Here is a 21,770-nt window from a genome sequence, read left to right as displayed (position 1 = left end):
GCCGGCGACGCCGGGGCGACGGGGCTTCGGGGCGGCGTCGCCGGAGCCGGCGGCGCCGGGACGGCGTCAGCGCCGCCAGCGGTCGCGCACCAGCTTCGCGGTCAGGTGCAGCGGCCCGTCCCGGTCGCCGACGTAGCAGCGGGGAAGCGCGTACACGCCGCCGTGAGCGCCGGGGCTGACCGCGCACCCGTACGCGTAGCCGGCCTGGGCCACCGCCTCCACCGCGGCGGCGTCGAGCGAGCCGTACGGGTAGCAGAACCCTCCGACCGCCCGGCCGGTGAGGTCCTCCAGCAGGTGGCGGCTGTCGGCGACCTGGGCCGCGAGGTCCCGCGCGTCCAGGCCCGCCAGCCGCCGGTGCGTCAGCCCGTGCGAGCCGATCTCCACCCCGGCGGCGGCGGTCTCCCGGACCTGGCGCGCCGTCATCAGCGGCTTGCGCGGGCCCCGGCGGTCCCAGTCGTTGTACCCGCCCAGCCGGTCGGCCACCACGTAGACCGTCGCGGTGAAGCCGTACTCCGCGAGCGCGGGCATGGCCTCCTCCACGAAGTCGCGGTACCCGTCGTCGAAGCTGAGGCCCACCAGGCCCGCCGCGGCGCCCTCCCGGTGGGCGCGCATCAGGGCGCCCACCGACACCCCGCGCAGCCCGCGGGTGGCCAGCCATCGCAATTGGCGGCGGAACCGGGCGGGATCGACGGTGATCAGATAGGGGTCCTCGGTCGTCGACGCCACCGAGTGGTACATGAGCGTCCACGGGAAGCATCCCGCGCCTGTGCCGGGCTCCTTTTCCGGACTGTTGCGTGGCCGAATGATTCGCATGTTCCGCTCCAGCTGTCCGGTGGCACCGCCTGTGCAGGTGGACCTCGAGGAAATTGCATTCTGGCAGCGCCGGACCCGGCTTCCGTTCGCGCCGGGCGATGCCGCGCCATTTCACCCGGATGCCGGAGCGGGAGTCGCCCGCGAAGGGCCGCCGCCCGCTCCGGCGGACCGTGACGTCCGGTCCGGTCCGGCGGGGTACGGTGGGCGTGAACCGTTGGGATGGCTTTTGCCGCGATTTCCCGGTGGCCGGCTCAAGGCGCGCCACCCGGCAGTCCGAGGAAGACGGACATGGACAGCGACGAGGGGGCCGGACGCCCCGGCGAGCCGGCGGAAACCGCGGCGGACGACGGTGCGGGCCCGGATGCGGGGACCGGCCGCGGCCGGCGGGTGACGGTGTTCCTGGGGACGGTCCTGCACTTCTCGGACGATCCGTGGATGCCGGACGGCGAGGGCCAGGACGACCCCCGGGCCTACCACCTGTTCGATCCGGGGGCGCTGGTGGTGCGCGACGGCCTGGTGGTCTGGGCCGGCCACCACCGCGAGTGCCCGCGGGAGTTCGTCGACCACGGGCGGGTCGTCGACCACCGCGGCCACCTGCTCGTACCGGGCTTCGTCGACCCGCACATCCACTCCGGCCAGGTGGACTCCGTCGCCAGCCCGGGCGGTCAACTCCTGCCGTGGCTGCGGGACTACATGTACCCGTCGGAGATGCGGTTCGCCGACCGGGAGTACGCCCGGGCCGCCACCTCGTTCTTCTTCGACCGGCTCCTGGAGTCCGGCACCACCACCGCGTGCGTCTACACCACCACCCACCCGCACGCCGCCGACGCCTTCTTCGCCGAGGCGCACCTGCGCAAGCTGCGGATGGTCTCCGGCAAGCTGCTGATGGACGACGACAACGGCGGCACGGTGCCCGAGGAGTACCTCGACGGGTCCGTCGAACAGGCCGAGGAGGACTGCCGCCGGCTCATCGACCGGTGGCACCACACCGGGCGGCTGCGCTACGCCGTCTCCCCGCGGTTCGCACTGACCTCCACCCTGGAGGCGCTCCGGATGGCCGGCCGCCTCTACCAGGAGTCCCGGCACACCGACCGGCCGCTGTGGGTGCAGTCCCACCTCGCCGAGAACCGCGACGAGGTGCGGGCGGTGCTGGAGAAGTTCCGCGACTCCCTGGACCCGCGCTCCTACCTCGACGTCTACGACAGGTGCGGCCTGGTGGGGCCCCGCAGCATGTGGGGCCACTCCGTGTGGATCGACGACGCGGACCGCGCCCTGCTCGCCGACGCCGGGGCCGGCGCCGCGTTCAACCCCACCTCGAACCTCTTCCTCGGCAGCGGCCTGTTCGACCTGGACGGCGCCGCCCGCGCCGGTGTCCGGGTCGCGCTCGGCACCGATGTGGGCGGGGGCACCAGCTACTCGATGCTCCAGACCATGAACGAGGCCTACAAGGTCGTCGCCCTGGCCAACACCTACCCCCACCCCGTCCCGGAGCAGGACCGCAAGACCCTCACCGCCCTGCGCGGCTTCTACCTGGCCACGCTCGGCGGCGCCCGCGCACTCCGCCTCGACCAGCACATCGGCAGCTTCCGGCCCGGCCGCGAGGCCGACTTCGTCGTGCTCGACTGGGCCGCCACCCCGCTCCTGAGGCGCCGCACCGAGGTGGCCCGGGACTTCCGCGAACGCCTCTTCGCGCTGGCCACCCTCGGCGACGACCGCGCCGTCAGACAGACCTACGTCCTCGGCGAGCCCGCGCTGCGGCCGCACCGGTGGGGGTGCCGGGGAACGTCGTGAAGCCCGGCCGGGCGGCGGGAACCGGACCGGCAGCGGGGGCGGCGACCCGGGCAGCGGGGCGGCGCGGAGGGTAGGCCGTGGGCCTGCCGGGTGCCTCCCCTGCCGCGGCGGCACGGCCGGTTCCGCGCCATTCGCCGACCGGGCGCCACGGCGGCGGGTGCCCGGCGGCGACCGGGAGCGGGAGGGGCCGCCGGCCGGCGGCCCCGTCGTCCCAGGCCGGGGCGGGACCCCGGGGGCGGGTGCCGCGCCCCCGGGAACCGGCGGTTCGGGCCCTTCACCCGGCGGCCACCCACGCCCCACGGGCTCCACCGGCACCACCGACCCCTCCGTACACGGAAGGTTCGGACGGACATGACCGATACCTCGTCAGTGCCCGGTGGACGCGATTGACCGCTTACCTGGGCGCCGAGAAGCTGGTCGGGCACGACGCGACCGGAAATTCCCTCGCGGCGTGGGTTCCTGATCCGGAATCGATTCGAATTGATTCGACTGAGGAGGATCCGTGTTCTCGAAAACGAAGAAGACCGTGGGTTCCGTGACCGCCGCGTTCGCCGCGGCGGCCGCGTTCACCGTGGCCGTCCCGTCCGGCGACGCCTTCGCCATCGACCACGTCGAGTGCCGGGGAGGGGAGAACTTCCTGAAGATCTGGTCGCACAGCGGCGGCAGCCAGAGCGTGGACTGCTACGCGAACGCCGGCCGGACCTCCTTCGGCGACTGGTGGGTCGACCGGATCTCCACCGGGAACAACGACTTGATCTACTACGACGCCAACGGCGACTCGGTCAGGATCCCGCGCTGGACCGACATCTCGTTCCCGAACCGTCCGCCGCAGGTCAGGTCCATCGAAATCCTGTGACCCGCCGGACGGGCCGGACGGGCCGGACGGGCCGGACGGGCCGGACGGGCCGGGCGGGAGCGCATTCCCGTGAGGTGAAGGCGGTCCCGCCCCGCCCCGGGCGGTCAGGCGTCCGGCTGGGTGACCGTCAGGCCCCAGTGCACGTCGGCGGCCGAGGCGGCCACCCCGACGTGGAAGGACCGGCCCTGCTCGGCCGTCACCACCGCCGAGCCCGTGCCGACGGTCTCGGCCGGGCAGGGCACGGTGAACTCCACCGGAGTGGGGTCGCCGTAGTACGGCGTGAAGGTGACCCGTACCTCACCCGCACCGCCGCTGCCGCCCTGGCAGCCCACCGTGACGGTGACGGGCGGACCGGCCGCGTAGGCGCCGCCGGTGACCGCGCCGCCGTCGCCGATCCAGTCCGGGATCCAGATCAGCCCCTCCGCCCCCGGGTACGGCAGGATCTCGCCCGTCCCCGGCGTCCCCTGCCCGAGCGCCCCGCTCTCCCCGGCGACCGCCGGGGCCGCCGTCGTCACCGCGATCGCCGCCACCGCCGCGGCCGCGGCCGCCCCGGCGAAACCCGCACGCCTCATCCTTCTCCCCCTTCGTGGTGCCGGGCCCAGGAGTCCCGGCGGACCTCCACAGTCTCATCCGGCACCGACAGCACCGCCTGAGTACGGATACTCAAAAAGACGACGCCCCGCACCCGGTGGAACGCGATGGCGGCGGGCTCCGTCACCACCGGGCTCCCGGCCCTGGTGACGGGCCAGTCCGTCACGGGGAGGATCTCCGTGGACGACGCCCACCACTGCGTCGGATCCCTCACCCTGTCCAAGACCGGCCGGACGGACTTCCTCTCCGACGGGACCCGCGCCTGGCTGAAGGCCGGCGAAGGCCTGTGGGGTGCGGAGCGCGCCGCGGTGATCGGCGACAGGTATGTCACCGGTCCGCGGTCGGACCGGGTGTTCCAGATCCCGGCCGTCTTCTGCGCCACGGCCGGCCGGGTCCTCACCGGCGATCCCGGCCTCGGCGACGTGGGGAGCCGGACGGCGCCCCGGCGGGTCGGGTTCGGCGCCCGCGGGCCGGGTCGTCATCCCGTCAGAGGGTCACCGCGATCGCGTACGCCGTCACCGCGACCAGCCCGGCCCCGATCACCACGGCCAGTGCCCGCCCCAGCGGCAGCCGCTCCGGCCGCCGGTGGATCCAGAACGGCCGGGCCGCGGCCGGCCGCCGGGGCTGCTCCACCGGCTCCACCGGCTCCGTCGCGGCCAGCTCCTCCGCCAGCCGGCGCAGCCGCAGGGCGAACTCCTCGGTCAGCCGCGGGTCCTGGGCGGACGGCGCGTCCCGCAGCTGGGACACCAGCGCGCCGAGCTCGCCCGGCGGGCCGGGCGGCCCCGGGTGTTCGAGCAGCTCGTGCAGCGTGTCGCCGAGCGCGGACAGGTCGGACCCGGGTGCCGGGGCGGCCGTGCCGAAGCCGAGGACCTTCACGGTCCCGGTCGGGGTGAGCAGCAGTCGGGCGGGCTCGATCCCGCCGTGCGTCATCCCGGCCCGGTGCGCGACCAGCAGGGCCCTGGGCGATCTGGGCGCCGAAGCCGGCGACCTCGGCCGGCCGGAACCGGCCGTCCAGCAGGTGGTCGTCCAGTGTGTACCCGTCGAGCAGCTCCATGGCGAGGAACGGCCTGCCCTCGTGCTCTCCCACGTCGAGCACCGTGACGATCCCCGGGTGCCGCAGCCGGACGGCCGGGCCCGGCGCCCGGGCCGGCGTCTTCACCGCCACCGGCCGCCCGGACCCGGTGTCCTGCCCGAACCGGACCTCCCCCACTCCGTCGGGGCCGATCCGGTACCGCCCGCCGACCACACTGCCGGTCTCCATGCCTTCCCCGTCCCCTCGGCCCCGGCCGCCCGGGAGTCCGTGCGAAGGCCTCGGCGATCAGTGTGCCGCACCGGGTGGCCCCGCCGGACGGCTCCGGCCGACCGCGGTGGCGTCCCCGCGCCGGGACGGTCTGCCGGGAGGGGCCGGCCGACTGGGAGCTGTCCGCGCGGTCATGTGACTGTCATCTGCGGTCCGGGCCTGGAGAACGGGAGTTCTCCGTCGGGCCCCGCTCACCAGGTCACGGGCAGTGAGCGCATCCCGTAGATGAACGACTCGGTACGGAACTCGCGCTCGCCGGCCGGTCGCAGCCCCGGCAGCCGACGGAACAGCGTCTCCAGGGCGATCCCGAGTTCGGCGCGGGCCAGCGGCTGGCCCAGGCACTGGTGCACGCCGAAGCCGAACGCCAGGTGCCGCCGGGCGTCCCGGTCCAGGTCCAGCTCGTCCGTCGCCCGATGGCCGGCGCCGCCGAACACCGCCTCGTCCCGGTTGGCGGTGGAGAGCATCGCCATCACACCCTCCCCGGCCCGGACGGTGACGCCGCCCAGCTCCACGTCCTCCAGCGCCACCCGGGGCAGGCCGGTGTGCACGATGGTCAGCAGCCGCAACAGCTCCTCCACCGCGCCCGGCAGGGTGGCCGGGTCGGCCAGGGCGGGGATCTGCTCGGGGTGCTCCAGCAGCAGCGCGGTCGACAGCGAGATCATGTTCGCGGTCGTCTCGTGCCCGGCGATCAGCAGCAGCACGCCCATGCCGGCCGCGTCGTCCGGGGTCAGGTCGTCCCGCGCCGCGAGTCGGCTGAGGACGTCGTCCTGCGGCTGTGCGCGCTTGCGGGCGGTCAGGTCGCGCAGGTAGTCCCTGACCTCCTCCTGGGCGTCCCGGAGCTGTTCCACGGTGCTCTCCTGGTTGAGCATCGTGCGGCTCAGGCTCTGGAAGCGGTCGTGGTCCTCGTAGGGCACGCCGAGCAGCAGGCAGATCACCAGCGAGGGCACCGGCAGCGCGAAGTCGGTGACCAGGTCGGCCGTGGTCCGGCCCGCGGTCATCCGGTCCAGTGCCCCGTCCACGATCCGCTGGATCTCCGGGCGCAGCGTCTCCACCCGCTTGACCAGGAATTCCCCGGTGAGCATGCGGCGCTGGCGGGCGTGCTCGGGGTCGTCGAGCCGCAGGAAGTCCGGGTTGTCGGTGATCAGCTCGCGGGCGCCGGCGACCAGCAGCGGGAAGGTCGGGTGGCGTATGTCGGCACTGAACCGGCGGTCGGACAGCACGGTGCGGACCTCGGCGAAGCCGGTGACCAACCAGCAGAGGTCGCCGTCGGGCAGCTCGGCCCTGGTCACCGGCCCGGTGGCGGCGGCCCGGGAGTACGCGGGCGGCGGGCCGAACGGGCAGCCGCCGGAGTGCCGGGCCGGCAGTGGGAGGACGGGGGTGGTGGCGGGTGCGGTGGTCAAGGCGGGGGGGTCTCCTCACGTCGCGGGTGTTCCCGTGGGGTTCGGGGCCCGGGAAGGTCTCCGGCGGCCTGCGGGGCCGGCGGCGGGGGTCCGTCAGGGCCCGGTCCGCGCGGGCTCGTCCCCGGTGACGGTGATCGCCCGGCCCGGGCAGAGCTCGGAGGCGAGCCTGACGTCGTCGAACTGCTCCGGCGGCACAGTGGTCTGACGCAGCGTCACGAGACTGTCCCGGCTGTCCTGGTCGAAGACCGCGGGGGCGTTCACCACGCACATGCCGGAGCTGCAGCAACGGTCGCGGTCGACGCTCACCTGCATGTCGGGCACCTTTCGCCAGGGCGATGCCGGCTGCCCGGCGGCCGCCTCTCGTTGTCACGGTCAACCTAGCCGTCGCCGGTCCGTTCACGGAGGGGTACGGTGGCCGGATCGAGAATGGCCGGTTCGGCGCCTGTGTGTGAACCCCCGTTGTGGTGCGGCGCGTTCAAGCCGCGGCACTTCGCCGGACGGGGCCGGCGGACCCGGCCGGGCGGACGGCCTCACAGGCCTTCGGCGGTGGCCGACTCCCCTGCCCGGCCGCCGGTCAGGCCCGGCCGTCCCGGGGTTCGCGGCCGTCCCGGGGTTCGCGCGCCGCCTGCTCGGTGATCCGCCGCGCCATCCCGCCGAAGACCGCGGCGTGGAACGGCGCCACCGCCCACCAGTACGCGTGCCCGGCGAGCCCGCGCGGGTGGAACAGCGCCCGCTGGCGGTAGCGGCTCCCGCCCGCGCCGTCCGGCGTGACCGAGAGCTCCAGCCAGGCCGGCCCGGGCAGCCGCATCTCCGCGCGCAGCCGCAGCAGCCGCCCCGGTTCGATCTCCTCCACCCGCCAGAAGTCGAGCGACTCGCCGACCCGCAGCCGCGCCGGGTCCCGCCGCCCCCGGCGCAGCCCCACCCCGCCGACCAGCCGGTCCAGCCAGCCGCGCACGGCCCAGCCGAGCGGGAAGGAATACCAGCCGTTCTCCCCGCCGATCCCCTCCACGACCCTCCACAGCGCCGCCGGGTCGGTGTCCACCCGCAGCTCCCGGACGTCCTGGTAGAGGCTTCCGCCGGCCCAGTCCGGGTCGGTCGGCAGCGGGTCGCTCGGGGCGCCGGGCACGGAGGCGGAGGACCAGCGGGTGGCGACGTCCGCGTCCCGGATCCGCCGCAGCGCGAGCCCGACCGCCGCGTCGAAGCCGATGCCGCCGCCCGGGGGCTGCGGCAGGTACCGGTCGAGGTCGTGCTCGCCGCGGACCACCTCGTACCGCAGCGACTCCACGAGCGGCCGGGCGATCGACCCCGGGACCGGCGTCACCAGGCCGACCCAGAGGCTGGAGAGCCGCGGGGTGAGGACGGGGACGGCGACGATCAGCCGGCGCGGCAGCCCGGCCACCGCCGCGTAGCGCTCCATCATCCGCCGGTAGGTCAGCACCTCCGGACCGCCGATGTCGAAGGCCCGGTTCACCTCGGGCGGCAGGCCGGCGGCCCCGACCAGCAGCCGCAGCACGTCCCGGACGGCGATCGGCTGGATCCGGGTCTCCACCCAGCGCGGGGTGACCATCACCGGCAGGCGCTCGGTGAGGTACCGGAGCATCTCGAAGGAGGCCGACCCCGAGCCGATGATCACGGCGGCCCGCAGTTCGGCGGTCGGCACGCCGCTGTCGCGCAGCACCCGTCCGACCTCGACCCGCGACCGCAGGTGCGGGGAGAGCCGCCCGGCCGGCACCCCGGCGGGCGCGAGCCCGCCCAGGTAGACGATGCGCCGCACCCCGGCCAGGGCCGCCGCCCGCCCGAAGGCCGCGGCGGCGGCCCGGTCGGTGGCCTCGAACCCGGAGCCCGTGCCGAGCGCGTGCACCAGGTAGTAGGCGACGTCGATCCCGGTGAACGCGCCGTCCAGGCTCTCCGGACGGGTGACGTCCCCGGCGGCGGCCTCCACCCGCCCGCGCCAGGGGTGGTCCCGCAACCGGTCCGGATCCCGGACCAGGCACCGGACGCCGTACCCGGCGGCCAGCAGCTCCGGCACCAGCCGGCCGCCGATGTACCCGGTGGCCCCGGTGACCAGGCAGCGCGGCGCGCCAGGAGGAGCGGGGTCTGCGGCATCGGTCACGGCGGCTCCCGGGGGCGGTCGGCCATCGCCACGATGGTCTCCGCCCCGGACCCCACCCGCACCCGCAGCGGTGCGGTCGGCCGCACCGGCGCAGGAGGCGCCTCCGGCCGGTCCCGGACAGCGGCGGCCCGCGGGTCCGGCAGGGCGATGCTTTCGAACAGGTCGCGGCCCGTTCCCGGCGCGTTCGACCGGATCGCCGCGCCGGCCACCGCTCCCGGCGCCAGGTAGGCGGCGGAGCGCCCGTCCGCACCGCCGCCGGCACCTCGGACGCCGTGCCGGAGCCGGCGGCCAGGCGTCCCTTCGCGAGCCTGTCGAGGGCCGTGTCCGGGTCGTCGGCCACCGTGCGGGCGACGGCGTCACGCGGTCCGTGGGCGGGGTGTCCGGGCTTCGGGGCGGCAGGCGGCAGCGGCGGCGGCGCGCAGCCCGGGGGCCGGGCTGGAGAGGACGGGTACGGCGGTGGTGGCCCGGTTCGCGGCGGCGGCCGTGGAGGCCTGGGCGAGGACGACGACGTCCGCGTCGTCGACGGCCTCGACGGCGGTGGCGACCGCGGTCAGGTAGCCGTCCCGGTCACCGGCCTCGAAGCGCTCCCAGGCGCCGTCGACCACGACGGTGGTCAGGGTGACCGGGCGGGCGGCCCGTACGGCCTCGTCCTCGATGAGGGCCGCCGTCGGGCGCACCGTGCCGGCCAGGGCGGCGACCACCGTGACGCGGGTCGCCGTCCGGCCCGCCGCGGGTGCCACGGCGACGGCGGCGGCCGCCATCGGCCGGTCGACGCGCAGCACGGGCACGCCCGCCGCCGGGGCCCTGGACTCCGCGACCGCCCCGATCGTCGAGCAGGTGCACAGCACGGCCGTGGCCCCGGCGGCGACGGCGGGGGCGAGGAGGCGGTCGATGTGCTCCGCGACGGCGTCGGGCCCGTCGGCCAGGGCCGTGGCCAGCAGGTCCTCGCGGACGAGGTGGCGCAGGGGCAGGCCGGGGTGCTCGCGGTCGCGGAGCGCGTCGAAGACCGGGACGTGGACGGGCGAGGTGTGGAGCAGTGCCAGCATGCGCGCGATGCTAGGGCGTGTCTGACAATTCGCGTCGGATCAGGGCGCGGCGTTGGGGTGCGTGCATCGCAAGGCGGAGGAGGGAGCCACTGCGGAGCATTGGCGACCGACGACAACGCGGCGAGGTGCGTGCCCCGGCGTCGCGAACCCGGCGGGAATTGTCAGACACGCCCTAGCGACCGCGGCGGACCGGGCCGCCCGCCCTGGCTCGGACGGGCGGCCCGGGGCGGGCGGGGCTCAGCGGCGGCGGGCCTCGGTGAGCCGGGTGGGGGCGGCGCCGAGCCACCAGGCGGGGTCGGCGCTGCCGTCGGTGGTGCGGCCGTCGCGGTGGACGTGGTGGCGCACGTCCCGTCCGGGCTCGGCGAACTCGCCGGCCAGGGCCCGCTCCAGCCACTCCGCCGCGAACCGGAAGGCCTCGGCCGCCACTCCCCCGAGCGGGTGGAACTCGTCCTCGTAGACCCGCAGTTCCTTCGGCGCCCGGATGCGCTCGAAGCTCTCCAGGGCCTGGCCGAGGTCGGTGAGCTCGTCGAACTCGCCGATCCCGTACAGCACCGGGCAGGCGATGTCGGCGACCAGGTCGCCCAGCGGCATCCGCCGGGCGAGGTCGCGGTCGAAGGCGTCCTCGTCGGTGTACCCGGCCATGTACATGTAGTTGTTCTTGAAGGTCGGCTGGGCGCGCTCGAAGATGGTCGCGAAGTCGCCGGTGACGGCCTCGAAGGCGGCGAGGGCGGCCAGGCGGCGGTCGGTGGCGGCCGCCCTGGAGCCCCAGTAGCCGCTCATCGAGATGCCGAACATGCCGATCCGGTCGGCGTCGACCTCCGGGAGCGCGGCCAGGTGGTCGAGGTAACGGCCGATCGCCCGCTCGTAGTTGGCGAGGTCGACGGTCAGCCCGCCGGCGCGGCTCTCGCCCTGGCCCGGCCCCTCGATGGACAGCGCGACCATCCCGCGCGAGGTGTAGTAGCGCTCGGCCGCCCAGATGTAGTCCTCCTTGATCATGTCCATCCCGGGGCCGAGGATGACGGCCGGCGCGTTCTCGACCCGGCCGGCCGGCAGGTGCAGCAGGGCGTGGATCCGCGAGCCCTCGAAGTCCAGCTCCACCCGCCGCACCCGGCCCCCGCGCAGCGCGCCCAGGCGCTCCACGCAGTGGTCGGCGCGCTCGCGCATGGCGGCCTTGCGCGGGTCGGCCGCGTCGAACAGCGAGTACTGCGCCCGGCCCCACATCACCGCGGCCCGCAGGTAGAGGTCGGCGGCGGTCTGCGCGAACCCGCCGCGCTCGTGGTGGGCGGCGCGCTCCTCGGCCTGGCCGGCCACCGTCGCCCACGCCTTGGGCAGCATCGCGCCGCTCCTGACCAGCGCGAAGACCTTGGCGAAGTCGGTGTGGTCGTGGCCCAGCTGCTCCATGGTCCCGACGGCCTCGGGGTGCAGCGCGTCGAAGCCGCCCTGGGCGAGGGCGATGTCCAGGGCCCAGCTCTGGCCGGTCGAACGGATGGTCATGGGTCTCCTCCTGGAGGTCCGGTTGGCTCAGTACTTAATGAATAAGTACTTAGTCATTAAGTACTGAGGCTAGGCTGTTGTCAACCGGGCCGCCGTCCACCCGTCCAGGAGGAATCCCGATGACCGAGCCGCAGCCCACCGACGACCGCGCCCGGGCGCTCGACCGCCTGGCCCGCGCCGCCTACCGGCTCAGCGCCGCCGACGCCCGGCTGCGCGGGCGCGCCACCCGCACCCCGGGCGCGCTCTCCCTCACCCACGCCCGGGCCCTGCGCACCCTGGCCGAACAGGGCCCCCTGACCATCGGCCGGCTCGCCGCCGGCACCGAGACCACCGGCGCCGCCACCACCCAGCTGGTCAACGGCCTGGTCGCGGCCGGCTACGTCACCCGCACCCGCCAGCCCGAGGACAAGCGCTCCGTGCTGGTCGCCCTCACCGACACCGGCCGGGCCCGGCACGACCAGCGCCAACGGGCGCTGGCCGAGGCCCTGCACACCGACCTGGACGACTACGACGACGAGGCCCTGGACCGGGCCACCGAGGTGCTGCAGCGGCTGTCCGCCGTCTACGACCGGCTCTGAGCGCCTACGGCCGGCCGCGCGGGGGGACGGCGGGCAGCGCGTCCGGCGCGTACCGGCGGACGGCGTCCTCGGCGCTCGCGTGGACCGGGAACAGCGCGGTGGTCTCGGTGAGCTCCATGACCCGCAGCGTCCGCTCGGAAGGGGCGACCAGCACCAGCGGGACGCCGTCGGCCAGCGCCCGCCGGCGGGCGGTGAGCAGCAGGTTGAGGCCGGTGGAGGTGAGCAGCTCCACGCCGGCGAGGTCGATCGCGAGCAGGGACGGACGCCGGTCGAGCGCGGCGGACAGCGCGCGGGCGGCGACGGACTCGCTGTCCAGGATCATGTCCCCGGCGAAGGAGCACACGAGGGCGTCACCGATCCTGGCGGTCTCGGACGTCAGGCACGGCGGCCCGCTCGCGCAGCTCGGGCCGACGCGGTCGGCCAGCAGGGACTGCAGCCGCTCCAGTGCCTGCCTGTTCATCGGGTCCACGCACACCATCTCCAGACGGAACCACCGCACGGGCCCCGTTCAGGCGGTTCGGATTGCGTCCGTTCCACTCTTCGCCCAACCCGCCGGACATGTCAACCATTGCACGAATTATCTGTCGTGTTTCCGCTGTCGTGAAACCCGTGGCACTATCGTGGGGGAATGGACGACGGCACGACGACCGAACGGCAGTGGACCTTCCTGACCAATCACGCCCGCGTGCTGGTCCAGATCGCCCGGGACCCCGGCATCCGGGTGCGCGACATCGCCGCGCGCTGCCTGCTCACCGAGCGCGCCGTCCAGCGCATCATCGCCGACCTCGAACAGGCCGGGTACCTCAGCCACGAACGCCGCGGCCGCACCAACCACTACAGCGTCATCACCAGCAAACAGCTGCGTCACCCCGCCGACGCCGGGCCCACCATCTCCGAGCTCCTCGCCACCCTCCTGCGCTGACCCCGGCCGCGCCGCCGCGGGCCCCGGGCCGCGGCCGGCTGGTCCGGATGCCACCGTGCGCGTGCGGCGCGGCGCTCCTGCGGCGACGTTGAGGGGATGGACACCGTCATCGTGCTCGAACCCGATACGCCGGCCAACGTGCGGCTCCTCGGCCCGGACCTCCTGCCGGCGGACCCCGAGAACCCGGTGCGTCTGGCCCACGCCGCTCCCGCGGAGGCCTCCGGGGCCTGCGGGCCCCTCACCCTGTGCGGCCGGCACACCTCCGACATGACCCTCGCGCCCCACCGCTCCTCCGGCCCCGGCCGGCCGCACTGGAACACCTGCGGGACGTGCCGGGACGCCGAGGAGGGCAGGGCGGCGCCCCGCACGCCCCGCGCTCCCGACCCGGCCGACCCGGGCGGCCCCGAGGACGGCCCCCGGCCCGGGTAGCCGTCCTCCCGCCCCGCCGGTCGGCCGCCCGGAACCCGGACAGAGCCGCCCGGAAGCCAGTCGGAGCCGGTGGGGCTCAGGGCGCGGTGAACAGCCCGGGGAAGGCCGGGGCCAGCCACGGGCGGCGGCCCCAGGCGAACACCTTGCCGCGGGCGATGGCGCCGGTGGTGGAGCAGCGGCCCAGGGCCAGGAGGAAGAACGCCACCGGCTCGACGACGATCGTGCAGTCCGGGCGGCGCGGCGGCTCCTGGCTCACCACGGCGGCGCCGTCCGTGAAGGTCACCGCGAAGCCGCCCTGGCCCCGCAGCCGCAGCCGGTAGCAGGCGCTGTGGCCGGCCGCGGTGCGGGCGTCCGTCACCAGCGGCATGGCGGTGCGCAGGAACGGCATCGTCAGCTCGACCCGCCGCCGGTCGACCGGGTGCGGCCGGCCGAGGGCGACGGCGACGTCGTACAGGTGGGCCAGCATGTGGGTCAGCAGGTAGGCGCCGAGGGTGTCCAGGTCCATCCGGCCCAGCGGGGTCAGCACCGGTTCGGCGCCGGTGCGCGGGCCGGCCGCCGCCGCGAACTCCCAGGCCTGCCGGGCGATCTCCCCGGCCAGCACGGCCGGGTCCCGTTCGGGCCGCTCGGCCAGCGAGACCGCGTTCGCCGCGGCCAGCGCCCCCGGGGTGCCGTCCCCGTACGGCCGGTCCTCGCCGGCGGCCAGTGCGGCCATCAGCTCGTTGGCCATCGCCAGGTGGGCGGCCGCCTCGGCGACCGTCCACTCGGCTCCGGGGATCCGGGTGTCGCCGCGGCAGTCGGCGAGCAGGGCGACGGCCTCGTCGCCGACCGCGGTGACCGCCTCGAAGAGCGCGGTGCGCGCGGTACCGGAAGTGTGTTGAGGGAACGTCATGGTGGTGAAGACTGGACGACTCGCGCACCGCTGTCCAGTCCGTGCACGGCCGGACGTCCCACCACCGCGGCGGCCTGGGGCACGACGGGCGCCGCCGCTCGGCGCGCGCCCGAACTCGGCGGCGCCGTAGGGCGGTTGGGCGCCACCGGCGGCGCTGCGCGGAGCCGCCCGCGGAACCCCCGGCCGGCCGGACGGGCAGGGGCGGGCGGGGCAGGGGGCGGCCGTCAGGGCCGGGCGGGCGCCGGGTCCTGGACGCGGCCCTGCAGGGCCTTGGACAACTCGGCGACGCAGGCGGCGAGTTGACTGGTCGTCAACTGCCCCGGGTCGCCGCCGCACCCGCCCGCCGGTGCGGGCGGCGGCGCGGTGGGAGGCGCGGTGGACGGCTGCCCGGTGGGTGCCGGTCCGGTCGGCGTCGGTGTCGGCGCCGGGGCCGGCCGGCCGCCGCCGGGCGCGGTGATGTCGCCGCTCAGCGACACCAGGTTGGGCGTCACCGTGGCGTCGCCCGACAGGTCGATGTAGTCCTGGGTCTGCCCGTTGAAGTCCACGAAGCCGCGCCACATGTCCCGCCCGAACGGGACGATCTCCTGCAGCGCACCGCCCGGCCCGGCGCTGATGGAGATCGAGGTCTGCTGGGCCATGTACGACACCATCCGGCTGGCCAGCACGTCCAGGTTCACCGCCGGACCGTCGTCGCCGCGCACGTACACGTGCAGGTCGTTGAGGCCGCCGCCGACCCGGTCGGCCTGCAGGACCGCGAAGGCCACCACCAGTTGCGAGGAGCTCTCCCGCGGCACCAGCGGCGTCACGTAGTACAGGTGGCCGTCCGCCTTCGAGCGCAGCAGGAACTCGCCCGGGTTGACGGCGTTGGTGGAGGCCGAGGTGTGGGCGTAGCCGAAGCCGCGGTCGTCCTTCGCGCCGCGGCCGCCGAGCCACTGGACCTCGTGGATCTGGGAGCGGACCACCGAGGCCGGGTAGACGGCTCCGGGCAGTTCGCCCGGCGCCACGTCCGCCCGGTACGTCGCGTCCGGGCGGCCGTCCGGCGAGCCGCGCAGCACCAGCACCCCGGCCGGCTCCAGGACGGTGCGCTGGCGCCAGCCGCTCTGGCGGGCCACCGAGATCACCACCACGGGCTCGGCGGCGCGGGGGTCGGCGCCGTCGCAGTAGCCCCAGATGTCCTGGTCGCTGTAGACCAGGTCCGGGAACCGTTCGGCGAGCAGGTTGCGCAGGCTGACGGCCCCGGTGCCGGCGAAGGCCCGGCCGAACGCGTGCTCGCCGCGGAACGCGCAGGTGGCGACGGAGTTCGAGCGGCCGTCCCAGACGGCGACGCCCTCCATCGGCTGCTCGCCGGAGCCGTCCAGGACGGCCGTCCACACGCCGCCGCCCGGTGCGGCGCCGGGCAGGTAGTGCAGGCTGTGGCCCATCAGGTGGACCCCGGAGGTCAGGCCGGCGCTGTCGGTCAGCGCCTTGGTGGCCGCCGCGTAGGAGGCGGTGCGCGCCTCGAAGTCGAAGTCCGGCATCGGCGCGGTCTTCACGCAGGCCGGCACGTCCGCGGTGCCCACCAGGTCGCAGCGGCCGCCGTCGCCCGCGCGGGTGTGCTCGGTGACCGGCAGCACCGAGCGCGGGGTGCCCGCGCCGCCGGCGGGGATGTCGAGCACGGTGGCCGCCGCGTAGTAGCGGCCCTCGTCCTTGTCGTCGTCCCACAGCCCGGTGCCGGCCCGCACCAGCGAGCCGGCCAGCGCCAGCAGCACCGCCGCCAGCGTCAGGCGCGTGCGCCACCCGCGGTACCCGGCCTCGGACTCCCGGGCGACGTACGCGACCGCGACCACCGTGCCGCCCAGGCCGATCGCGACCCAGATCCAGAACAGCGGCGCCGCGTCCAGTACCCCGCCGTTCGGGAGGAACAGCCGCTCGACCAGCAGCACGTAGCTCTGGTCCTGCTGCCCGAACCCGCCGAACACGGCGTGCTTGACCAGCCACACCAGCGCCGCGACCAGCGGCATCCACAGCCACCAGACGGCCAGCGCCAGCACACCGCGCCGGACCGCGCCCCGCCGGACATCACGCTTCGTCACACGCTCCCCCTCGGTCCGCGCCGCCCCGCCACCCGCCCGCCGGCCTCCGATCCTACGCGCCGCCCGGCCCCGCCCCCAGGGCCCCAAACGTCCCCCCGCCCAAGGGGGTTGGAATTCGGTGGCCGCCCGTCCGCAGCCGTCCGCAGCCGCGGGCCGGGCCGGCCGCGCGTCCCGCGCCCGGCGCCGGGGGCGCGACCGGCGCCCCGCCCGGCCACCCGGGTGGTGGCGGACCGTAGTCGGACGGAAACGCTCGGCACTTGACAGGGGCTTGTGCGGGGGCGCGTACTGGAACAGGACAAACAGCAGACAGGGCCCTTGCTCCAGGTATCCGTTTGATATCCGTTGCCGGTTCGAAGCGGTGACAGGGGCGCGCCGGGATGCCGGGCATCCCCCGTGTCGCGCTCAGCCCCGTCGCCTTCGACGGCCGTTCTCGCGTTCAAGCGCCGCGCCCGCGCCACCGGACAGGTGGTGCGCGCGCAGTGGCGTTGCCGGGACCGGGGCCCGCAGGCCGGGTCCGAGGGGCCGCCATGAATTCGAAGTCGAAATCGGTCGATGTGGGAACGCGGGAGGCCGACCCCGGCGAACCGCCGGCGGGACGCCCCCCGGTCCTCGCGCGCACACCCCGGTCGGGCCGGGCGCCGCTGCCCGCGGCGCTCGCCGACGCGCGGGGCGTACGTCCGGGGACCGGGGTCGGGTCCGGCCGCACGGCCGCCCGGTGCGCCCCGCGTTTACGGCGTCGGGCACGCCGCGCCGCGGGTGCCCGACCGCACGACGCGAGCCGGACGACGGCGCCCGCCGGGCCCGGGCCTGCCGCAGGCCGTCCGCCGCACATCGCCCGCACCGGTGCCCTGCCGCACCTCCTTCCCGCGGGCCGTGGCCCGCGCCCTTCGGCGCGGGGCCCGAACTGCGGCCCGTACGCGGAAAGGTGGGCACCATGGTGCTCGATTCGACGACGCTGCACTCGAGCATCGAGGACCCCGTCCTCGACCGGATGAACTTCCTGAACGAGATCACGTTCAGCTACCCGGACGCGGTGTCCTTCGCCCCGGGCCGCCCCTACGACGGCTTCTTCGAGGTCGAGGAGGTCCACACCCACCTGCGCCGGTACGCGGCGTACCTGGAGAGCCGGGGCGCGGGGCCGGCCGAAGTGCGCAGCCGCTTCTACCAGTACGGGCCGGCGGCGGGGCAGATCCGGGAGCTGGTCGCGCACTCGCTGCGGCAGGACGAGGGGCTGGAGGTCGCGCCCGAGGCGATCGTGGTGACCGTCGGTGCGCAGGAGGCGATGTTCCTGACGCTGCGCACGCTGTTCGCGACGCCCCGGGACGTGCTGCTCCTGGTCACCCCGTGCTACGTCGGCATCATCGGGGCCGCGCGGCTGCTCGACGTCCCGGTGGTCGCGGTGCCCGAGCGCGACGGGCGGCTGGTGGTGGCGGACCTCGACGAGGCGGTGCGGGCGCAGCGCGCGGCCGGCCGCCGGCCCAGGGCCGTCTACGTGGTGCCGGACCACGCCAACCCGACCGGGTCCACGCTGGACCTCGCGACCCGCACCGCGCTGCTCGAACTGGCCGAGCGGCACGGGCTGCTGGTCCTGGAGGACAGCCCCTACCGGCTGAGCGGCCCCGGTCCGCGCAGCCCCATGCTCAAGGCGCTCGACGGGTCGGCGTGCGTCGTCCAGCTCGGCACGTACTCCAAGACGCTGTTCCCCGGCGCGCGGGTCGGCTACGTGGTGGCGGACCAGGAGGTGCGCGACGCCCGGGGGCGGGTGCGGCTGCTCGCGCAGGACCTGGCGAAGGTCAAGAGCATGGTGACGGTCAACACCTCCTCGCTCAGCCAGGCGGCCGCGGCGGGTGCGCTGCTCAGCGCGGACGGGCGGCTGTCCGTGCTGAACGCCCGGGCCGCCGAGCACTACGGCCGCTGCATGGCCGACACGCTCGCGCAGCTGGACCGGTGGCTGCCCGAGGGGCGCCGCCGGGAGCTGGGGGTCGACTGGAACCGTCCCGACGGCGGGTTCTTCCTCACCCTGCGCACCGGTTTCCGCACCGGCACGGCGGCGCTGGAGCGTTCGGCCCGCGAGTTCGGCGTGATCTGGACGCCGATGGAGTTCTTCCACCCCTTCGGCGGGGGCGAGCAGGAGATCCGGCTCGCCATCAGCTGCCTGACGGCCGCTCAGGTGGCGCAGGGCGTGGAGCGGCTCACCCGGTTCGTGGAGGCGCTCAGCACCGGGACGCCCGGCGACGGGACGCCCGGCGGGAAGCACGGCAACGGAACGGAGAGTGACGCATCATGACCGCGACCCTGGACCGGGCACCGACCGCCACGGCCCCGCGCATCCTGAGCGTGGGCACCGCCGTCCCACCCGAGCACTACTCCCAGGAGGAGCTGCTCGACCTGTTCGGCATCACCGACCGCAAGGTGCGCTCGGTGTTCCTGCTGGGCTCCATCCAGCAGCGCTCGCTGGTGCTGCCCCCGGCGGCGCCCGACGGCACCCGGCTGCGGGAGAGCCAGGGCGACCTCCTGGACAAGCACAAGGCCTGGGCCGTGAGCATGGGCTCGGAGGCGCTGGCCCTGTGCCTGAAGCGGATCGGGGCCGCGCTGTCCGAGGTGGCGTACCTGTGCTGCGTGACCTCGACCGGCTTCCTCACCCCCGGGCTGAGCGCGCTGCTGATCCGCAAGCTCGGCATGGACTGGCACACCGCGCGCGCCGACATCGTCGGCATGGGCTGCAACGCCGGGCTCAACGCGCTGGCCGTGGTCGGCAACTGGGCCGCGGCCAACCCGGGCAGGCTGGCCGTGATGGTCTGCTCGGAGGCCTGCTCGGCCGCCTACACGATGGACTCCACGATGCGCACGGCCGTGGTCAACAGCCTCTTCGGCGACGGCGCCGCGGCGGTCGCGGTGATGGCCGACCCCGGGCCGCGGGACCGGGAGCCGTCCGAGGAGGAGCAGGAGGAGGGGCGGGGGGCCGGCGACCGGCTCGCGGGGCCCCGGATCCTGCGGACCGCGAGCGTCACGATCGTCGACGCCATCGACGCGATGCGCTACGACTGGGACCGCGACCAGGGCCGCTTCAGCTTCTTCCTGGACCCGCAGATCCCCTACCTGGTCGGCGCGCACGTGGAGGGCGTCGTCGACCGGCTGCTGGACGGCACGTCGCTGCGCCGCGACGACATCGCGCACTGGCTGGTGCACTCCGGCGGCAAGAAGGTCATCGACGCGGTCGCCGTCAACCTGGGGCTGACCCGGCACGACCTGCGGCACACCATCACCGTGCTGCGCGACTTCGGCAACGTCTCCAGCGGCTCGTTCCTCTTCTCCTACGACCGGCTCCTGAAGGAGGGCGTGGTCCGCGCCGGGGACTACGGCGTGCTCATGACCATGGGACCGGGTTCCACCATCGAATCCGCGCTCATCCAGTGGTGACCCAACCCGACGCAAGGGAGACAGCCATGCCTGTCAACGTCCTCCTCGGAGGCCCGGTGCTGCACGTGGACGGCCGCCGGGAGATCTCGGCCGAAGCGACCCGCGCCCTGTCCGACCTCTGCGACGAGGCGGAAGCCTCCGGAGCCGACTTCGCGACCCTGTTCCTCTCCGGCGCCCCGACCGGCGAGGAGGCGGCCAAGGCCGCCGACGTCGCCGCCGTCACCAAGTGGGAGCGGGCCGTACGGCGCTTCGAGCGGCTGCGGATGCCCACCCTGGCCGCGGCCGGCGGGGACTGCGGCGGCACCGCGCTGGACCTGCTGCTCGCCTCCGACATCCGGGTGGCCTCGCCGGACCTGCGGCTGCTGCTGTCCTTCCAGGGGCAGGCCACCTGGCCGGGGATGGCCGGCTTCCGGCTGGTCCAGCAGCTCGGCCTGGCCCCGGCGCGCCGCTCGGTGCTCTTCGGGGTGCCGATCACCGCCCGCGAGGCCCTGCAACGGTGCCTGGTGGACCAGGTGAGCACCGACCCCGGGCGCGCCCTGGCGGCCGCCGCCCGGCTGCTGCGCCGCCTGTCCGGCCCCGAACTCGCGATCCGTCGCCAACTGGCCTTCGACGCCCAGTGGATGAGCTTCGAGGACGCGCTCGGCCCGCACCTGGCCGCCTGCGACCGCGCGCTGCGGCGCACCCGGACCGCCGACGAGGTGACGGCGTGAGCACCGCGGACACCCGGGCCCCCGCCGCCCCGCCCGCCCCCGCCCCCGCACGGGGCCGCCCCGCGGACCGGCTCGACCGGGCCGCCCGGCTGCTCACCCCGTTCCCCGACCCCGGCCCGCGCACCGGCGAGCAGCGCGCCCGCACCGAGCGGCTGCTGGAGGCCGGCCGCGCCCAGCGCACCGCCTTCCTGGACCACCACGCCGAGCCGCTCTACGACCGGCTCACCGCGGGCCGCACCCGCCGCCCGCGGCTCGACGCCCTGGTGGAGGACGCCGCCTCGGCCGTGCCCGGCCTGGTGCCCACCCCCGCGCAGCTGCGCGCGGACCGGGCCGCCCCGCCCGGGGAGCGCCTGGGATACGAGACCGACGTGGGCGTGCTCCTGCGCGGCCTGCTGCGCCGCCCGGCCGCCGGCGGGCACCTGATGGACTCCATGCTGCGGCCCACCGGGCGCGCCCTGGGCCTGCTCGCGGAGTTCCGGGCCACCGGGACGGTACGGCTGGAGACCACGGAGCTGGAGAGGCGCGCGGGGGTGGCCCGGATCACCATGTGCGCCGGGGACCGCCTCAACGCCGAGGACGAGCAGCAGGTCGACGACATGGAGACCGCGGTCGACCTCGCCCTGCTGGACCCGGGCTGCGAGATCGGGCTGATCCGCGGCGGCGAGATGACCCACCCGCGCTACGCGGGCCGCCGGGTGTTCAGCGCCGGCATCAACCTCAAGCGCCTGCACGCGGGCGAGATCACCCTCACCGGCTTCCTGCTGCGCCGGGAGCTCGGCTACCTCCGGAAGCTGCTGCTCGGCCTGCGCACGGACGAGCCGTCCTGGCGCTACCCGCTCACCGACATGCCGTGGGTGGCGGCGGTGGACGGCTTCGCGATCGGCGGCGGCATGCAGCTGCTGCTCGCGGTGGACCACGTGCTCGCGGCCTCCGACGCCTACCTGAGCCTGCCGGCCGCGCAGGAGGGGATCGTCCCCGGCGCGGCGGACTTCCGCCTCCCCGCGGTGACCGGCCCCCGCCTGGCCCGGCAGATCATCCTCGGCGGCCGGCGGGTGCGCGCGAGCGACCCCGAGGCCCGCACCCTCGTCGACCGGGTCGTCGACCCGGCGGACCTCGACGCGGCCGTGGAGCACGCCGTCGAGCTGCTGCGCGACCCGGCCGTCACCGCCAACCGCCGCATGGTGAACCTCGCCCTGGAGCCGGCCGACGGATTCCGCGCGTACATGGCCGAGTTCGCCGTCCAGCAGGCGCTGCGCATCCACGCCGGCGACGTGCTCGGCAAGGCGGGCCGCTTCTCGGCCCGGCCGCCCGGATGACGCCCCGCCAGGGCCCCTGACCCCCGCACT

The 21,770-nt window shown here is 75.5% G+C and carries 20 protein-coding genes; 9 read left to right on the top strand and 11 right to left on the bottom strand.

Going from position 1 to position 21,770, the window contains the following annotated elements:
* Nucleotides 1–66: 66 nt before the first annotated feature.
* Nucleotides 67–738: a polysaccharide deacetylase family protein gene (locus ACIQI7_RS20945; protein ID WP_401112078.1), complete on the bottom strand. Its 672-nt coding sequence runs from the start codon at nt 736–738 to the stop codon at nt 67–69.
* Between the two features lie 363 nt (nt 739–1,101).
* Here ACIQI7_RS20945 and guaD point away from each other — a divergent pair, with 363 nt between their 5' ends.
* Both guaD and ACIQI7_RS20935 read left to right on the top strand, forming a co-directional pair.
* Nucleotides 1,102–2,604 (top strand): guanine deaminase, encoded by a 1,503-nt coding sequence (gene guaD, locus ACIQI7_RS20940; RefSeq protein WP_401112075.1) that lies wholly within the window; start codon nt 1,102–1,104, stop codon nt 2,602–2,604.
* Between the two features lie 502 nt (nt 2,605–3,106).
* Nucleotides 3,107–3,460, top strand: a complete 354-nt coding sequence (locus tag ACIQI7_RS20935; RefSeq protein WP_401112072.1) for a beta/gamma crystallin domain-containing protein — start codon at nt 3,107–3,109, stop codon at nt 3,458–3,460.
* A gap of 104 nt (nt 3,461–3,564) precedes the next feature.
* Here ACIQI7_RS20935 and ACIQI7_RS20930 read toward each other — a convergent pair whose 3' ends face one another.
* From ACIQI7_RS20930 to ACIQI7_RS20900, 7 genes are all read right to left on the bottom strand, one after another.
* Nucleotides 3,565–4,032, bottom strand: a complete 468-nt coding sequence (locus tag ACIQI7_RS20930; RefSeq protein ID WP_401112069.1) for a hypothetical protein — start codon at nt 4,030–4,032, stop codon at nt 3,565–3,567.
* Between the two features lie 505 nt (nt 4,033–4,537).
* Nucleotides 4,538–4,981 (bottom strand): hypothetical protein, encoded by a 444-nt coding sequence (locus ACIQI7_RS20925; protein ID WP_401112066.1) that lies wholly within the window; start codon nt 4,979–4,981, stop codon nt 4,538–4,540.
* Nucleotides 4,982–5,542: 561 nt separating this feature from the next.
* Nucleotides 5,543–6,751, bottom strand: a complete 1,209-nt coding sequence (locus ACIQI7_RS20920) for a cytochrome P450 (RefSeq protein ID WP_401112063.1) — start codon at nt 6,749–6,751, stop codon at nt 5,543–5,545.
* Between the two features lie 93 nt (nt 6,752–6,844).
* Nucleotides 6,845–7,063 (bottom strand): ferredoxin, encoded by a 219-nt coding sequence (locus tag ACIQI7_RS20915; protein ID WP_401112060.1) that lies wholly within the window; start codon nt 7,061–7,063, stop codon nt 6,845–6,847.
* Between the two features lie 262 nt (nt 7,064–7,325).
* Entirely contained in the window at nt 7,326–8,864 is a 1,539-nt protein-coding gene (locus ACIQI7_RS20910) for an SDR family oxidoreductase (protein ID WP_401112057.1), read from the bottom strand.
* A 356-nt stretch (nt 8,865–9,220) separates the two neighbouring features.
* Nucleotides 9,221–9,910, bottom strand: coding sequence for an arylsulfatase (locus ACIQI7_RS20905; protein WP_401112055.1), 690 nt, complete (start codon nt 9,908–9,910; stop codon nt 9,221–9,223).
* Nucleotides 9,911–10,147: 237 nt separating this feature from the next.
* The gene (locus tag ACIQI7_RS20900) at nt 10,148–11,404 is read right to left on the bottom strand and encodes an alpha/beta hydrolase (RefSeq protein WP_401112052.1); all 1,257 of its coding nucleotides are present in this window, start codon (nt 11,402–11,404) and stop codon (nt 10,148–10,150) included.
* Nucleotides 11,405–11,523: 119 nt separating this feature from the next.
* Between ACIQI7_RS20900 and ACIQI7_RS20895 the strand changes: the two genes are divergently transcribed.
* The gene (locus tag ACIQI7_RS20895) at nt 11,524–11,982 is read left to right on the top strand and encodes a MarR family winged helix-turn-helix transcriptional regulator (protein WP_401112049.1); all 459 of its coding nucleotides are present in this window, start codon (nt 11,524–11,526) and stop codon (nt 11,980–11,982) included.
* 4 nt (nt 11,983–11,986) lie between these two features.
* Here ACIQI7_RS20895 and ACIQI7_RS20890 read toward each other — a convergent pair whose 3' ends face one another.
* Nucleotides 11,987–12,442 carry an STAS domain-containing protein gene (locus ACIQI7_RS20890; protein WP_401112046.1) on the bottom strand — a complete coding sequence of 152 codons (456 nt, stop codon included), beginning with the start codon at nt 12,440–12,442 and terminating at the stop codon, nt 11,987–11,989.
* 168 nt (nt 12,443–12,610) lie between these two features.
* Here ACIQI7_RS20890 and ACIQI7_RS20885 point away from each other — a divergent pair, with 168 nt between their 5' ends.
* Together ACIQI7_RS20885 and ACIQI7_RS20880 are read left to right on the top strand one after the other, a co-directional pair.
* Nucleotides 12,611–12,904, top strand: coding sequence for a helix-turn-helix transcriptional regulator (locus ACIQI7_RS20885; protein ID WP_387754599.1), 294 nt, complete (start codon nt 12,611–12,613; stop codon nt 12,902–12,904).
* A gap of 96 nt (nt 12,905–13,000) precedes the next feature.
* On the top strand, nt 13,001–13,333 hold the full coding sequence (locus tag ACIQI7_RS20880; protein ID WP_401112043.1) for a hypothetical protein: 333 nt from the start codon (nt 13,001–13,003) through the stop codon (nt 13,331–13,333).
* 76 nt (nt 13,334–13,409) lie between these two features.
* On the opposite strand, the gene ACIQI7_RS20875 is transcribed toward ACIQI7_RS20880, so the two are convergent.
* Entirely contained in the window at nt 13,410–14,222 is an 813-nt protein-coding gene (locus ACIQI7_RS20875; protein WP_387754595.1) for a maleylpyruvate isomerase family mycothiol-dependent enzyme, read from the bottom strand.
* A gap of 224 nt (nt 14,223–14,446) precedes the next feature.
* Nucleotides 14,447–16,294 (bottom strand): hypothetical protein, encoded by a 1,848-nt coding sequence (locus ACIQI7_RS20870; protein WP_401112040.1) that lies wholly within the window; start codon nt 16,292–16,294, stop codon nt 14,447–14,449.
* A 934-nt stretch (nt 16,295–17,228) separates the two neighbouring features.
* On the opposite strand from ACIQI7_RS20870, the gene ACIQI7_RS20865 reads away from it, so the two are divergent.
* From ACIQI7_RS20865 to dpgC, 4 genes are read left to right on the top strand one after another with little or no spacing between them, the layout of a single operon-like run.
* Nucleotides 17,229–18,581, top strand: a complete 1,353-nt coding sequence (locus tag ACIQI7_RS20865; RefSeq protein ID WP_401112038.1) for a PLP-dependent aminotransferase family protein — start codon at nt 17,229–17,231, stop codon at nt 18,579–18,581.
* Nucleotides 18,578–19,714 carry a 3,5-dihydroxyphenylacetyl-CoA synthase DpgA gene (gene dpgA / locus ACIQI7_RS20860; protein ID WP_401112036.1) on the top strand — a complete coding sequence of 379 codons (1,137 nt, stop codon included), beginning with the start codon at nt 18,578–18,580 and terminating at the stop codon, nt 19,712–19,714. The genes ACIQI7_RS20865 and dpgA overlap by 4 nt, the downstream gene beginning before the upstream one ends.
* A 26-nt stretch (nt 19,715–19,740) precedes the next feature.
* Nucleotides 19,741–20,424: an enoyl-CoA-hydratase DpgB gene (dpgB, locus tag ACIQI7_RS20855; RefSeq protein ID WP_401112034.1), complete on the top strand. Its 684-nt coding sequence runs from the start codon at nt 19,741–19,743 to the stop codon at nt 20,422–20,424.
* On the top strand, nt 20,421–21,740 hold the full coding sequence (gene dpgC, locus ACIQI7_RS20850) for a (3,5-dihydroxyphenyl)acetyl-CoA 1,2-dioxygenase DpgC (RefSeq protein ID WP_401112031.1): 1,320 nt from the start codon (nt 20,421–20,423) through the stop codon (nt 21,738–21,740). The genes dpgB and dpgC overlap by 4 nt, the downstream gene beginning before the upstream one ends.
* The last annotated feature ends 30 nt before the right edge of the window (nt 21,741–21,770 follow it).

Source organism: Kitasatospora sp. NPDC092039, from assembly GCF_044756065.1.
GTDB lineage: Bacteria > Actinomycetota > Actinomycetes > Streptomycetales > Streptomycetaceae > Kitasatospora.
This window is presented reverse-complemented; position numbering and strand designations above follow the sequence as displayed.